Source organism: Limnobacter sp. UBA3528, from assembly GCF_002377005.1.
In the GTDB taxonomy this organism is placed as follows: domain Bacteria; phylum Pseudomonadota; class Gammaproteobacteria; order Burkholderiales; family Burkholderiaceae_B; genus Limnobacter.
Genome location: NZ_DFOZ01000033.1, coordinates 27,226 through 42,316, shown reverse-complemented (window position 1 = coordinate 42,316; position 15,091 = coordinate 27,226). Strand labels below are relative to the sequence as shown.

At 54.7% G+C, this 15,091-nt stretch carries 12 protein-coding genes and 1 pseudogene; 2 read left to right on the top strand and 11 right to left on the bottom strand.

Going from position 1 to position 15,091, the window contains the following annotated elements; translation table 11 throughout:
* The 10 genes from B4N58_RS10485 to B4N58_RS10440 all read right to left on the bottom strand — a co-directional run.
* On the bottom strand, positions 1-3,539 hold a 3,539-nt coding region (locus tag B4N58_RS10485; RefSeq protein ID WP_291748950.1), incomplete at its 3' end, for a glutamate synthase-related protein.
* 156 nt (positions 3,540-3,695) lie between these two features.
* Positions 3,696-4,400, bottom strand: a complete 705-nt coding sequence (locus B4N58_RS10480) for a hypothetical protein (RefSeq protein ID WP_291748947.1) — start codon at positions 4,398-4,400, stop codon at positions 3,696-3,698.
* 12 nt (positions 4,401-4,412) lie between these two features.
* Positions 4,413-5,576 carry a deoxyguanosinetriphosphate triphosphohydrolase gene (locus tag B4N58_RS10475; RefSeq protein ID WP_369745931.1) on the bottom strand — a complete coding sequence of 388 codons (1,164 nt, stop codon included), beginning with the start codon at positions 5,574-5,576 and terminating at the stop codon, positions 4,413-4,415.
* Complete coding sequence (aroB, locus tag B4N58_RS10470) at positions 5,549-6,643, bottom strand: 3-dehydroquinate synthase (protein WP_291748944.1); 1,095 nt, start codon at positions 6,641-6,643, stop codon at positions 5,549-5,551. The genes B4N58_RS10475 and aroB overlap by 28 nt, the downstream gene beginning before the upstream one ends.
* The gene (locus B4N58_RS10465; RefSeq protein WP_291748942.1) at positions 6,640-7,197 is read right to left on the bottom strand and encodes a shikimate kinase; all 558 of its coding nucleotides are present in this window, start codon (positions 7,195-7,197) and stop codon (positions 6,640-6,642) included. Before B4N58_RS10465 ends, aroB begins: the two co-directional genes overlap by 4 nt.
* A 49-nt stretch (positions 7,198-7,246) precedes the next feature.
* The gene (locus B4N58_RS10460) at positions 7,247-9,328 is read right to left on the bottom strand and encodes a type IV pilus secretin PilQ (protein ID WP_291748939.1); all 2,082 of its coding nucleotides are present in this window, start codon (positions 9,326-9,328) and stop codon (positions 7,247-7,249) included.
* Positions 9,325-9,843: a hypothetical protein gene (locus B4N58_RS10455; RefSeq protein WP_291748936.1), complete on the bottom strand. Its 519-nt coding sequence runs from the start codon at positions 9,841-9,843 to the stop codon at positions 9,325-9,327. Before B4N58_RS10455 ends, B4N58_RS10460 begins: the two co-directional genes overlap by 4 nt.
* Entirely contained in the window at positions 9,840-10,454 is a 615-nt protein-coding gene (pilO, locus tag B4N58_RS10450; protein ID WP_291748933.1) for a type 4a pilus biogenesis protein PilO, read from the bottom strand. Before pilO ends, B4N58_RS10455 begins: the two co-directional genes overlap by 4 nt.
* Positions 10,441-11,019: a PilN domain-containing protein gene (locus B4N58_RS10445; protein ID WP_291748929.1), complete on the bottom strand. Its 579-nt coding sequence runs from the start codon at positions 11,017-11,019 to the stop codon at positions 10,441-10,443. The genes pilO and B4N58_RS10445 overlap by 14 nt, the downstream gene beginning before the upstream one ends.
* A complete protein-coding gene (locus B4N58_RS10440) occupies positions 11,010-11,978 on the bottom strand; it encodes a hypothetical protein (RefSeq protein WP_291748926.1) in 969 nt (322 codons plus the stop codon). The genes B4N58_RS10445 and B4N58_RS10440 overlap by 10 nt, the downstream gene beginning before the upstream one ends.
* A gap of 180 nt (positions 11,979-12,158) precedes the next feature.
* Between B4N58_RS10440 and B4N58_RS10435 the strand changes: the two genes are divergently transcribed.
* Positions 12,159-14,639: a penicillin-binding protein 1A gene (locus B4N58_RS10435; protein ID WP_008249461.1), complete on the top strand. Its 2,481-nt coding sequence runs from the start codon at positions 12,159-12,161 to the stop codon at positions 14,637-14,639.
* 5 nt (positions 14,640-14,644) lie between these two features.
* Here the strand turns inward: B4N58_RS10435 and cyaY are convergent, their stop codons facing one another.
* Positions 14,645-14,971, bottom strand: coding sequence for an iron donor protein CyaY (gene cyaY, locus B4N58_RS10430; RefSeq protein ID WP_291748921.1), 327 nt, complete (start codon positions 14,969-14,971; stop codon positions 14,645-14,647).
* Between cyaY and lptM the strand changes: the two are divergent.
* A pseudogene (gene lptM, locus B4N58_RS10425) lies at positions 14,970-15,077 on the top strand (LPS translocon maturation chaperone LptM); the annotation flags it as partial. The gene cyaY and the pseudogene lptM overlap by 2 nt on opposite strands.
* Positions 15,078-15,091: the final 14 nt, after the last annotated feature.

The window sequence follows — 15,091 nt, the reverse complement described above, 5'->3', positions numbered from 1 at the left end:
AGGTGGCACTTGCGCATCATGATGCAGCCCTCAACCACCAGCGGTGCGGTCGCAAAGCCGAATTCGTCGGCACCCAACATGGCACCGATGACCACGTCGCGGCCGGTTTTCATTTGACCGTCGACCTGCACGCGAATGCGACCACGCAAGCCGTTCAGTACCAAAGTTTGCTGTGTTTCAGCCAAGCCCAGTTCCCAGTTGGTACCGGCATGCTTGATTGAAGACACAGGCGATGCACCTGTACCGCCGTCTTGACCGGCAATCACCAGGTGATCGGCCTTGGCCTTGGACACACCTGCTGCAATCGTGCCCACGCCCACTTCAGACACCAGCTTCACTGAAATGGAAGCCTGACTGTTCACGTTTTTCAAATCGTGAATAAGTTGGGCCAGATCTTCAATGGAGTAAATGTCGTGGTGCGGGGGCGGGGAAATCAGGCCCACGCCAGGCACGGAATAGCGCAGCTTACCGATGTAATCCGATACCTTGCCACCGGGCAACTGACCGCCCTCGCCTGGCTTGGCACCTTGCGCCATTTTGATCTGGATTTGATCAGCGGAAGTCAGGTACTCGGCGGTTACACCGAAACGGCCTGAAGCAACCTGCTTGATGCGTGAGCGCAGTGAATCGCCTTTCTTCAAGGGGAAGTCTGCAACCACCACATCGCCCAGTTCACTCTTGAGCGTGGCGCCTTCACCAATAGGACCGGTGCCTGGGCCAAACTTGTCAAGACCGGCACGCAGCTCAGCGCTGTAACGCTTTTCATCTTCGCCACCTTCACCGGTGTTGCTCTTGCCGCCAATGCGGTTCATGGCAACGGCCAGTGTTGAATGCGCCTCAGTCGAGATGGAACCCAGTGACATGGCACCGGTTGCAAATCGCTTCACGATTTCTTCAGCGGCTTCCACTTCTTCAATTGGAATGGCTTTGGAAGGATCGATCTTGAACTCGAACAATCCACGCAAAGTCATGTGGCGCTTGCTTTGATCGTTGATGATCTGCGCGTATTCCTTGTAAGTGTTGTAAGCGCCAGAACGGGTGGCGTGCTGCAATTTCGCAATTGCATCGGGGGTCCACATGTGTTCTTCACCACGGGTACGCCAGGCGTATTCACCACCCGCATCCAGGGCACCAGCCAACACGGGGTCTGGGCTGAATGCGGCTTGGTGTACGCGAATGGCTTCCTCGGCCACTTCGAACACGCCAATGCCTTCCACCTTGGTGGGGGTGCCTGCAAAGTAGGCATCTACAAAGGCCTGGTTCAAACCAACGGCTTCGAAAATTTGCGCGCCGGTGTAGCTCATGTAGGTGGAAATGCCCATCTTGGACATCACTTTCATCAAGCCCTTGCCCACCGCCTTGATGTAGTTGTACACGGCTTTTTCCGGGCTCAGGTCGCCAGGCAAGCCTTTGCTCATTTCGGCAATGGTTTCCATGGCCAGGTAAGGGTGCACCGCTTCCGCACCGTAACCAGCCAACAAGGCAAAGTGGTGGGTTTCACGGGCAGACCCAGTTTCAACCACCAGGCCGGTGGAGGTGCGCAAGCCCACTTTCACCAAGTGCTGGTGAATGGCAGACACGGCCAACAATGCAGGAATAGCCACGTTGTCACGGCTCATCATGCGGTCGGTGATGATCAGAATGTTCACACCCTGTTTCACGGCATCGCGGGCTTCGGCACACAGGGAAGCGATACGCGCTTCAATGCCTTCCTTGCCCCAAGCGACGGGATAGCAAATATTCAGTTCATGGCTGGTGAATTTGCCACCAGTGAAGGCTTCAATGTTGCGAATCTTCGCCATGTCTTTCGAAGTCAGCACGGGCTGTGACACTTCAAGACGCATGGGCGGGTTGATGTTGTTCAAATCAAGCAGGTTTGGCTTGGGGCCGATGAAGCTGTTCAAACTCATCACCAGGTTTTCACGGATCGGGTCGATCGGTGGGTTGGTCACCTGCGCGAACAACTGCTTGAAGTAGTTGTACAGCGGCTTGAGCTTGTTGGACATCACCGCCAATGGGCTGTCGTTGCCCATGGAACCAGTCGCCTCTTCCCCGCTTTGCAGCATGGGAGCCATCAGGAATTTCAGGTCTTCCTGGGTGTAACCAAATGCTTGCTGGCGATCCAGCAAGGTTTCTTTGGGTTCGATCGGCTCGGGCTGACCTTCCACTTCATCCAGCTTCACGCGGATGGTGTCAATCCACTGCTTGTAGGGCTTGGCGGCGCTGAGCTGATTTTTCAACTCATCGTCGTTGATGATGCGGCCGGCTTCCATGTCGATCAGGAACATCTTGCCGGGCTGCAGGCGCCACTTCTTCACGATCTTGCTTTCTGGAATTGGCAATGTGCCAGATTCAGAAGCCATCACGACCAGGTCGTCTTCGGTCACGATGTAACGCGCAGGGCGCAAGCCGTTGCGGTCAAGCGTAGCGCCAATCTGCTTGCCATCGGTGAAGGCCATGGCGGCGGGGCCGTCCCAGGGTTCCATCATGGCGGCGTGGTATTCATAGAAGGCACGACGGTTGTCGTCCATCAGGGTGTGCTGTTCCCAGGCTTCCGGCACCATCATCATCATGGCTTGGGCAATCGGGTAGCCGGCCATCACCAACAGTTCCAGACAGTTGTCGAAACAGGCGGTGTCAGACTGACCTTCGAAAATCAAGGGGTACAGCTTTTGCAGATCGTCGCCCAACACGGCGCTTTTCATGACGCCTTCGCGAGCGCGCATCCAGTTGAAGTTGCCTTTCACGGTGTTGATTTCACCGTTGTGGGCCAACATGCGATACGGGTGGGCCAGCGGCCACTCGGGGAAGGTGTTGGTGGAGAAGCGCTGGTGAACCAGTGCCAGTGCAGACACGCAGCGTGTTTCTTTCAAGTCGAGGTAGTACTCGCCAACCTGGTTGGCCAGCAACAAGCCCTTGTACACAATGGTACGAGCGCTCATGGAGGGGCTGAAGTATTCAGTGCCGTGCGCCAGGTTCAGGTTCTTGATGGCGTGCACGGCGCGCTTGCGAATTACATACAGTTTGCGTTCCAGTGCGTCGGTCACCATGATGTCGCGGCCACGGCCGACAAACACCTGGCGAATCACGGGTTCTTTCAAGCGCACGGTGGGGCTCATGGGCATATCGGCATTCACCGGCACATCACGCCAGCCCAACAGCACCTGGCCCTCGGCTTTCACGGCACGCTCAATTTCCTGCTCGCAGGCAATGCGCGATGCGGTTTCTTTGGGCAAGAACAACATGCCGACACCGTATTCACCGGCGGGTGGCAAGGTAACGCCCTGCTTGGCCATTTCTTCACGGAAGAAAGCATCGGGAATTTGAATCAGGATACCAGCGCCGTCGCCCATCAATGGGTCGGCACCCACGGCACCGCGGTGGTCCAGGTTTTCCAGAATTTTCAGGCCGCCCTCGATAATCTCGTGGGTACGCTTGCCTTTGATGTGCGCCACAAAGCCAACGCCACAGGCGTCGTGTTCGTTGCTGGCGGAGTACATGCCTTTTTCTTCGGCAATCTTTCTAATGTCTTGTTGCATGGAAAAGCCCCTGATTTCAGTACGTTGGTCACTTTACTGCAGCGCGGCAAGATTCTCAAGGAAAATAAAAGGGGTCTGACCCTATTTAAATCACCCCACCAAAACAAGGGGATATTAAATAGGGACATACGAAATAAACCGATGTATTTTTTGCACCTAGTCGGTGCTTTGGTTCTTTATTGTTGGACGTCCGCGCGGCCTGGGGCGAACCGGTCGATTCGCAAGCTCTTGAATTTGCGTGCAAAAAGCATCATCGCTCCAAAGCCACCCCTTGCGCAAGCATTCTGAAAGCGCTGCACTGTCCTGCTGACCCAAGCCCTGCTCGCTGAATTGCCTGTAGCGGCTTTGGCGCTCGAACGGTGTGTTGCCCAATTGCCAGTAAATGGGCAAATCCACCAACCAGGCCTCATTCACCACACCGGCGTGGGCAGCAAAACTACTCCATGGGTAGGTGGCCAGATCAGGCGCCCCTGTGGCGCGCGCAGCGAATTCTTCAACAAACAGGCAGGCTTTCAGGCTTAGCAAACCGGGCTGAACCACCGTGGACTTGAACCGAGGCTCCCACAGCGAACTGGAATGCACCATTTGAACCTGCCGAACAGCGGGTGAAAAATGCCGGTTAAGGTTTTGTACAAAACGCCCCACCTGCCCCGCCAGCGGAGTCGAAATCATCAGCAGTGCGCCATGGGGCACCAGGCAATAGGCATGAATTGCGACATCTTCTTCGGATGCGCTCTGGGGCAACTGGGCGTGAAACAGGGAAAAAGCTTCACGGGTTTTGAATACTTCTTGCCCAGCAATGCCCTGCAGTTCGAGCACCATTGGGCATTCAGGTATGAACAGGCGGGCTTGGCGAGCCATGGGGCGCTGGTATTACTGAACGCCGGGCACAGTCAGGCGCTGATGCTCTTTCATGGCATAGCGGTCGGTCATGCCGGCAATGTAGTCTGCAATCGCGCGGGGAATATCGGCCTCGGAACGCTGAAAAAACTGGGGTGGCAACAGCCGCGGATCTTCCATAAAAATATGGAACAGTTCTTGAACCACACGCCGGGCCTTCAGCGTGGCGCGCAGCACTTGATAGTGTTGATACAGCGCTTTGCGCAAAAACACCTTCAGGGCGTGGTTCAACTCAGCCATTTCCGGGCTGAAACCAATCAGCTTGTCGGCCAGTTGAACATCGGCCACACAGGTGGGTTTCATGGTTTGAATTCGACGCTCCGATTCATGCAACAGGTCTTGAACCAGCGCATTGATGATGCCCCGCACCGTTTCATGAATCAGCCTGCGCCCTTCAATATTGGGGTGCCGGGTTTTCACACGGTCCAAATGCATCTTGAACAGTGGCACCTCGGCCGCTTGTTCCAGGGTGATCAGGCCTGAACGCAAACCATCGTCAATATCGTGGTTGTTGTAGGCAATTTCATCGGCCAGGTTGGTCACTTGCGCTTCCAGCACTGGGCGGCGATTGCTCAAAAACCGATCCGCCACCTCGCCCAGCTTCTCGGCGTTGGGCCTTGAGCAATGTTTCAAAACACTTTCACGGGTTTCAAAGCACAGGTTCAGGCCATTGAAACTGGCATATTTTTCTTCCAGCTCATCCACAACCCGCAAGCTTTGCAAGTTGTGCTCGAACCCACCGTGCGGGGCCATGCATTCATTGAGCGCATCTTGCCCGGCATGGCCAAACGGGGTGTGGCCCAAATCGTGAGCCAGTGCCACCGCCTCGGTTAATTCTTCGTTCAAACCCAGGTTGCGGGAAATGCTGCGTGCAATTTGCGCCACTTCCAGGCTGTGAGTAAGGCGTGTGCGATACAGGTCGCCTTCAGTATTTACAAACACCTGGGTTTTGTATTCCAGGCGGCGAAAAGCCGCGCTGTGAATAATGCGGTCACGGTCACGTTCAAACTCGGTCCGGCCTTCCGGGCTTTTTTCAGGATGCAGCCGGCCACGCGTGTTCGTGGAGCTGACTGCATAAGGGGCCAAACTGAGTTCGAAGTTGCGCACTGTTAGTCCCCTGCCCCCATTTCCTGCAATGTTTGCCGCACCAACGCTTCGTCGGCGGGCGAAGTGGATGCACCACCCAAGCCATTCAACAACACGTATTTAATCGAGCCAGAGTCCGCTTTTTTGTCGTGCGCCATCAATTCCATGAACTTTTCCACGCCCAAGCGTGGCGGAATGGCTGGCAGCCGGGCATCAATCACAATTTTCTTTAGACGTGCAGACTCTTCCACACTCAGGCGGCCCATACGGCGGCACAAATCGGCTGCAATCACCATGCCGCAACCCACTGCCTCACCGTGATACCACTGGCCATAGCCCATACCTGCTTCAATGGCATGCCCGAAGGTGTGGCCGAAATTCAAGATTGCACGTATGCCACCTTCACGCTCATCTTTTGACACCACATCGGCCTTGATTTCACAAGAACGTTTAACCACCAGCGCCAGCAATTCCGGATCGCGGTTCAGCAGGGCGGGCATATTGGACTCAACCAAGTCCAGATATTCGGTGTCAGCAATTGCGCCGTGCTTGATGATTTCAGCGAGGCCACAGCTCAATTCACGGTCAGGCAAGGTGTTCAGGGTGGAAATGTCAGTCAACACCATTTGCGGCTGATAAAACGCACCAATCATGTTTTTGCCCAAAGGGTGGTTAATCCCTGTTTTGCCACCCACTGAACTGTCCACCTGGCTGAGCAAGGTGGTGGGCACCTGAATAAAGGGAATACCGCGCATGAAGGCGGACGCCGCGAAACCGCCCATATCACCGATCACACCGCCACCCAGCGCCACCAGCACGGTTTTGCGGTCACAGTGGTTCTGCAGCAAGGCATCGAACACACGCTGCAGGGTCGGCCAGTCTTTGTATTCCTCGCCATCCGGCAGGCTCACCATATGCACCTGTTTTGCACCCGCTTCTTGCAGGCTGGCCTTCAGTTTGTCCGCGTACAACGGCCCCACTGTGGTGTTTGTGCAGATCATGACCGTTTTACCAGCCACGTACGGCTTGAACAGTTCTGCCCGCGCCAGCAGACCAGCGCCAATATGTATCGGGTAACTGCGCTCGCCCAAATCAACTTCAAGGGTGTAGTGACTCATTCTGTTCCGGTGGCCTTCTGTTCGGTGTCGGGTGCTTTTTGACCCAATTTTAATGCCTGACTGATCTTCTGCACGATCTGATACACAGGCTGACGCCCGGTTTCCACCACCACATCTGCACATTCTTTGTACAAGGGCAGGCGTGCTGTCAGCAGTTCCTCGATTTTACGGCGGGGATTGGGGCCTTGAAGCAGAGGCCGGTTTTTGTCCAATCGAGTGCGCTGGTAAAGCTCAGCCGCCGAGGCGCTTAAATACACCACAGCGCCAATTTGCTTGAGAATTTCACGATTTTCCGGAGCGAGAACAATGCCACCGCCTGTGGCGATGACCTGCCGTTCTTTGCCAACAAAACTGGCCAGCGCTGTCGATTCACGTCGACGAAAACCGGCCTCGCCTTCAATTTCGAAGATAACAGGAATGCTGACACCCGTTTGATGCTCGATCAGGTGATCGGTGTCAGTGAATTCCCAGGACAGATGCTTGGCCAAGGCCTTGCCGACTGTGCTTTTGCCGGCACCCATCATGCCCACCAGCACAATGCATTGATTAGACACTTCGTTAGATCTTTGTGAACAATCAAATCATTGTACGGTAAAGCTTGTGTTATTGGCTTGTGAGCACAACCGGCGTCAAAAAGATTAACAATTCAGCCCGACGCCTGGATTCATTTTTGCCACGAAACAAGACACCCAACCCCGGGATATCCCCCAGAAACGGGGTTTTATCATTCAGCACATTGTCATCCTCCTCAAAGATTCCCCCCAGAACCACGGTGCCGCCGTCGCTGACCAATACTTTGGTTTTCACTCGGCGGGTGTCGATGGCGGGTCCGTTGGAAGTCTCGATTCCGATGGAGTCTTTCGCAACATCAACATCCAGCAGCACCGTACCGTCGGGTGCAATTTGCGGTGTCACAGCCAACTTCAAATTGGCCTCCTTAAACTCAGTGGCTGTTGCGCCACTGCTGGTGGCAATTTGATATGGGATTTCGGTTCCCTGCTCAATCAAGGCTGGTTCTTTGTTCGAGGTAATCACTCTGGGATTGGAAACCGTGCGTACTTTATTTTCAAGCTCAAGAGCCCGTAGCTGCAGATTGATCAAGCGTGTTGAATTGGCATTGAACAGTGTGTAGCCGAGGTTGGTTGCATTCTCAACGCCCGTGTTTACGAAATTACCACTGCCAAATTGATCCCCCACCTCATCAAAACCTGGGTCTGCCCGAGCGGACAAGGCCCTCAACCTGATTCCCAAATCTCTGGACACGGAGGTGTCGGCGAGCACCACGCGCGCCTCAATCATCACCTGCTTCACAGGTTTGTCCAGACCATTGACGATCATGCTGATTCGCTCAAGCCGGGTCGGCGTGTCTTGCACAAAAATCTGACTGGTGCGCTCGTCTGAAATCAGGGTACCCCGAGCCGACAACAGTTTGGAGTCCTCTGACTTGATCAACGCCACCAAGTCTGCTGTTTTTTGATAACTGACCTGAAACACCTTGGACACCAAGGGCTCCATTTCGTCCTGGGCGCGCCGGTTGGCAGTCTGAAACTGATCATTGGTGACATCGGTGGGTGTAGAGACCAACAACACATTGCCCGACTGGCTCGACACCAAACCTTTGGAGCGCATCACAATGTCCAGCGCCTGATCCCAGGGCACGTCTTTCAGAAATACAGTCACCTTGCCCTGAACCGAATCGCTCAATACAAGATTCATTTTTGTAAAGTCTGCAAACACCTGCATCACTGTGCGTATGTCCGCATCCTTGAAGTCCAGCGTAATCGGTCGGCCGGTGTATCTGGCCACCACACTCTGCGCTGAAGTGACAGCCTTCAGTTCAATGGCCTTCGTTGGCACAGCCTTGTTTTGCGCCGGGCTTAGCTCAACTTCCACCACGGGTCCACGTTGTCGCACCAAGTGAGTGGCTCCATTCAATTGCATCTGCACGGTCAATGCCAAGTCTCCTGGCTTTAGCTCGAGTTGAGCAATAGGTGAATCACCCGGAATTTGAAGCTGTAGCGCAACCCCTGGCGCAAGGCGCACATTTGCAAACCTGACTTTTAACTGATTGTTCAAGAGCACTGCATCGGCAACAATGTCGGGCCTGTCAAATTCCATCCGAAGCAACCATTTACCTGCAATGCGATCCAGCTTCCAGGCTTGCATGACTGGACCCTCTGCAATCACCACGGGCTTTCCCATCGCCTGCGCAACTGTGTCTTTCAATGCGCTGTGCTCAGGCAGTACCGCTGCCTGTCCGCCATCGGGCATGAAGGGTTTTGGGCCCGAGAATCTCAGCTCGATAGCGCGTTCTTTCTGATCAAGAAGCACCTCGTAATTCTGCGCCAGCTCAAATACCAATCGGGTTTTCCCGCCTGCTGAAATCAGTTGGGTTTTTTTGATTCTGCCTCGCGGCGACCAATCGATAGGAAGCGAGCTATTGTCCAGTTCCACCGGAAAATCAAGCACCTGTCTCGCCGGATTTGCGATTCGAAACAGACCCAGTTTGCCCTCCAAAGCCTGATCAAAAAGCAGCGTAACGCGGGTTTCATCGGCCCGCTCATCCAGCTTGGTGTCCACCACAGACAAAGCATGAACATGACAGTGCAGCAGCAAACCCACCAGCATTGCGAATGCTTTGAGGCACATGTGCACACACGCGGGATTAAGTAGTTGATTGTTCATTGAGCATCCTCGGGTGTGTTCACTGGCATCAAGTTCAGTTCCAGGCGCTTTTCTCCCGCTCTGGAATCAATTCGCGACAAAACAACTTGCCCTGGTCCAAACGAGGTCACCTTGTACAGGCCCAGCACGTAGCTGCCTACCCCCACAACGTGATCGACTTGTCCGTCGCTCAAAATAGCGACCCGTTGACCCGCCGATTCAATCAGCCCCGTCAGGCGCAAAGAATCTGCCGACAAGTCAACTGCTGCACGCCGATCGGCCTCATCGCCCCATTGGGCGGTTGACCACTGAAACAAACGACCAGTAATTGGTGGTAAATCCGCCGCACGAACACTCAGTGTGGGCGCGCGTTGTAACGCACGTGAATCTACCGGCTCGGAAACAATCCCGGCTGGTTTCTGACCTGCGTTCAAACGTTGATCCAACTCAGCCATGGCTGCTGCGTGGTTGTCATTGGGGTCGCCCAACTCCGGAAAAAAGGGAACCAACAATATCGCGAACAGAAAGTCCATCATGGATTTTTGACCTCTTCTGTTTGCGTTGCATTCAAGGGCAGTTGTGCAAAGGCGTTTAGTTCTCCAGTCATCTGCCAGCCACCGTCGTCCGGCAAGTACGCCATGTCAAACTCCTTCAAGCTCACCTGGCGGCTAAGCGCGGCAATATAATTCGGCAAACGTGCTATTGCATCGCCATCGCCACGCACACTGATGGTCACAGGCACCACGCGCATCACTTCGCGGTTCAGTGGCTCTTTGGGTGTGAACTCGGCAAGCTTTAGCTCGTAGTCGAGAATCAGGTCATTAATTCGCCCCAGCAGCGAGGCCAGCTCGCGCTCGGAAGGCAGTGCCATCTTCAACAAAGGCAATTGAACCTCCAACTCAGCCAAATCAGCCTCAATGGCAGGCCGGTCCAGCAGCAACCGAGATTGCGTGTCAAGTCGCGCCAAAGATTCCTGAATATTGGTTTCGAGTTGTGTGCTGATAGTCAAACTGTCTTTCCAGAACAGGAGAAAGCCCAGTACCAAAAACACCAACCAAAGCCCCGCAATCAACAACAGCCTTTTTGAAAAAGGAAGCAAGGGCAACTCTTCGGCCAAGTCCCGAAAATTCATTTCATCCAGGCGCATGTTCAGCACCTCTCAAAATGGCTCTAATCTCGAATAGATGACGGTTATCCACCACACCCTTAACCGTTTTCTTCGGCTCTGTCACCGACACCAGGTCGACCGACTCGAACAAACCGTTGCCGGCCTCCATTTGGTCCACCCACTGCGCCAGACTGGATACCGCATCGGTAAACCCGTTGACAATCAACACATCTTTGCTCACAAACAAGCGAGTCATCGACACATTCGAAGGCACTGTTCCGTCCAAGTATGAAACCCAACGACTTGCAAGAATCGATTCCTTCTCCACCGCCTCCAAAGCGCTAACCTGGCGATTCAGCACCGCAACTTTGTCCTTCATGGCCTGAACCTCGGTCACCCGGGTGGCCATTTCCGATTCCATCGCGCTCAAATTACCGAGAAATGCCTCCTGCCTCGCCACGCGTGCGCTAAATTCGCTCCCAATCGCATAGCAGGCACCCAAACCCAGCAACGCACCCACGGTCAACTCGGCAATCCAACGTCGCTTTCTGCGCGCCTCTCGCAGCGCCCGGTAGGGGTAAAGATTGAATAAAATTACTCGCATGGCATGGCCTCCAGGGCGCCAAATGGCACCACATCGTCATGCCAGCGGCCCTGCAATTCTTTTCGAGGGGAAATGTCAATCAAACGTGGTGACAGGGTCTGACTGCGCTTGGCAGTCGACTCACATCCTTTGGCATACATCAGCTCACCCCCCAAAATAAGGCGTACCGAGGCAACCTCCTCAGGGGCACCGTCCCTTGTCCATGTCGACACAAGCCGTTCTAGCGCTGAAACTGCCTGCACCACGGAGAAACCCTCTTCGCTGTGTTCCCAACTTTCATTGAAAAGCACACCCTGAGAGAACACCGCCAATCGAACATGATGTCGGGACAACTCACCATGCAACAGAAAACGGACATCTGCCGATTTCAAAGCAGCAGGGGCCATTTGCAAATAGCCATTCATGGCAGCAACGGTGTCCAGCGTAATGCCTAGACATGTCAGGCCACAGGACTGACAAGCGCGCATGATTTCATCAACCTGTTTTTGATCAATCCCGGCGACAGCCAGGCTGACACTGCCATCCGACAGTTCTGCCTTCACTTGCCAATCGAAAGCAGCCTCGCGCTCCGATTCCCCTGCGGCCGCTTCCATCAATTCCTGAATCTGGAAACGAATCAAGTTTTCTCGCTCATCTTTGGCGACGCCAATCTCACCCAAATAAGCATGTTTGGATGGCACAGAAACCACCACGAACTGCGGTTTGGGCAAGGTCGCAGGAAGCGCCTGAATTGCAGCACGGATCGCTTGCACCAGCGATGCCGAACTCAACAGGGCATCATCCTGAGGGACAAGCTCGGAGGTACCGCCACCCGACGCACGAACCGACTTGAATGACAGGCAACCTTGACGCTCAATTTCGCCGTAAACCCACCGCCACCTACCCCCACTGAAAGAGATAGACAAAGCATGGGCCGCGCCTGCGTGTAAGCTGAACAACCAATTTCGAACTGATTTCATGGATAAACCCAGAGCAAGGTAGAGCTTCAGGGTAGAGAATTCGGCGTGGCCAGCTAACCCTCATTGGAGGGGGACAACCACTAGGGGGAGAGCACGAATTCACCACTAGAGTCAACGATCGGAAATTCCCGTGCGTTGGCAGATACAATGTAGCCACTAACACCAACACTGTTCCGACCTGTGAATTCAAACAAAATCCGCCTCAAGCACCACTCCGACGGCTTTATTGCGACCGCGCTCACCGTACTGATCGGCTTGGGTGTTTCTGGCGTATTGCTCGTGGGCGTGGCCCTGGCACTTATTTTTCCAAAGCTGCCCGACCTCGATACCTTGACCGATTACCGACCCAAGGTACCGCTGCGTGTGTTGACCACAGACGGCGTGCTGATCGGTGAGTTTGGTGAAGAACGCCGCCGCCCCGTCGACATCACCGAAGTGCCCTTGGTCATGCAACAAGCTATTTTGGCAGCAGAGGATGATCGATTCTATGAGCACGGCGGCATCGATTTCATGGGCGTTGCACGCGCCTTGGTGACCAACGTCACCTCGGGCGGGCGCACCCAAGGCGCAAGCACCATTACCATGCAGGTCGCCCGCAATTTCTTCCTCACCCGCGACAAAACCTGGACCCGTAAACTGTACGAAGTGCTGCTGGCCTACAAAATTGAAGACAGCCTGAGCAAGGACGAAATTCTGGAGCTGTACATCAACCAGATTTACCTGGGCCAACGCGCCTACGGGTTCCAATCGGCCTCACAAGTGTATTTCGGTAAACCGCTGCGCGACATCAACGCTGCTGAAGCAGCCATGTTGGCGGGTTTACCCAAAGCGCCCTCCGCATACAACCCGATCGTGAACCCAAGTCGAGCCCGCGTGCGTCAGGAGTACGTGCTGCGCCGCATGAACGACCTTGAGTATCTTGACGATGCGCAATTTGAAGAGGCCCTGAGCACCGAGCTGGTGTACCGCAATCGCAAAGCCAATGGCGACGATATTGAAGCCACAACTGGCTTGACCATCAATGCAGACTATGCGGCCGAAATGGCGCGCCAGGCAGTGGTTGAAATGTATGGCGAGGAGGCTTACACATCGGGCATCACTGTCACCACAACCCTGATTGCCAAGGAACAACGCGCCGCCCAGCGCGCCTTGCGCAACAGTGTGATGGACTACGAACTGCGTCAATTCTTCCGCGGCCCCGAGGGCTACATTGAACTTCCGAATGACCCCAAGGAAGCCGAGGAAGTCATCGGTGACAACATCAGCGACTACACCGACTACGGATTTCTGCAAAGCGCGGTTGTGTTGTCAGCCAGCCCTGCTGAAGTGGTGGTGTCACAAGGTGCAGGTGAGCCTCTGAAACTCACCGGCGCAAGCCTGAAGCCTGCTGAAAGCTGGTTGAATGAGCGCGCCCCGGCCAACAAACGACTGAAGCGCGGTGCTGTCGTGCGTATTTTGAAACGAAAAGACCAGCCACCCATGCTGACGCAATTGCCTGAAGTAGAGGCTGCGTTCATCGCCATCAACACCAAAGACGGTGCAATCCGCGCGCTTTCCGGCGGCTTTGAGTTTTCTCGCAACAAATTCAACCACGTCACGCAAGCCACACGCCAACCGGGATCGGCTTTCAAGCCGTTTGTCTATTCCGCAGCACTTGAAAAAGGAATAACGCCGACCACGCTGGTGGCAGACGAACCTATTTTCGTGCCCGCTGACACTCCAGGTGGCAAAGACTGGAGCCCGAAAAACTACGATGGCAAGTACGATGGCCCCATGCTGCTCAAAGAAGGCTTGGCCAAGTCGAAAAACATGGTGTCCATCCGGGTGCTGCAAGAAATTACCCCGCAGTACGGCCAGCGCTGGGCCACGCAGTTTGGCTTTCCAGCCGCCAATGTGCCCCCTTACCTCACGATGGCCTTGGGTGCTGTTACAACAAACCCCCTGCAAATGGCCAGTGCGTTTGCAGTATTTGCAAATTCCGGTTATCGCGTAAAGCCCTATTTGATTGAAAAAATCACGGATGGCAGCGGCCGTATTGTGGCTCGCGCACGTCCTGCAGTTGCAGGCGAAGAAGCCAACCGTGTGATCGACGCCCGAAACGCATTCCTGACGACCCGTCTGTTGCGTGAAGTTGTCGAACGCGGCACAGCCACCCGCGCCAAGGTGCTTAACCGTGGGGACATTGTGGGCAAAACAGGTACCACCAATGACAGCCATGACGCATGGTTCGCCGGTTACAACAGCGATATCTCAGCGGTTGCGTGGGTAGGATACGACCAACCCCGCAACTTGGGTGCTCGCGAAACCGGTGGCGGCCTGGCCCTGCCGATCTGGATTGATTACATGAAAGTTGCGCTGGCAGACTCGCCTGAAAAACCGCAGGTGGTTCCTCCAGGCATTGAGTACATCGACGGAAATTATTACTACTCTGAATACACACCGGGCAACGGTGTGGCCCGGATTGACGTCAACGGTGGCGGCGACGACATTCCTAGCCTATTTAACTTCCTGAGAGGCCTGGGTGGCATGCTTGAGGGCAGCGGTGAGGCACCAATCGGTGGCAACCCCACCTCAGGAGGCGATGGTACCAGCCACGCGGCACCCGCCCGCCCGCGCGAACAGCCTCGAGATGACATAGAACGGCTGTTCGGCAACAACTAGAAAACTTAAAAACTGGGGCAGTCTCGCCCCAGCTGGCCGCTCAACAGCTCAACAAAATGGGTTTTAAAGGGGGTTTTACTGCGGGTGTCCAACCATTCGCCATTGGCATACTGATAGTGAAAACCGCCCGATTTCGCAGCCAGCCACAGCTCGTGATTGGCCACCTGGCTGTTTAAAATCATCTTGCCTTTGTCTTCAAAATCAAGGGTTAATACATTGCCCGAGCGCATTGAATCTGCATCAAGGTCCAGCGTATCGACCAAGGATTCAATATACTCTTCTACTTGAACCAAAGTGGCGTCCACCACTGCCTGGAATTCTGTATCTGTCATGAAAAAATCACCTCTAAGAACATTGGCCATTGTCACCCTGTTTGCACTGGGCCTGAATGCCTGCGGTCAACGTGGACCACTTTATTTGCCCGAGCCACCCGCCCCTCTGCCCAAGCCCGC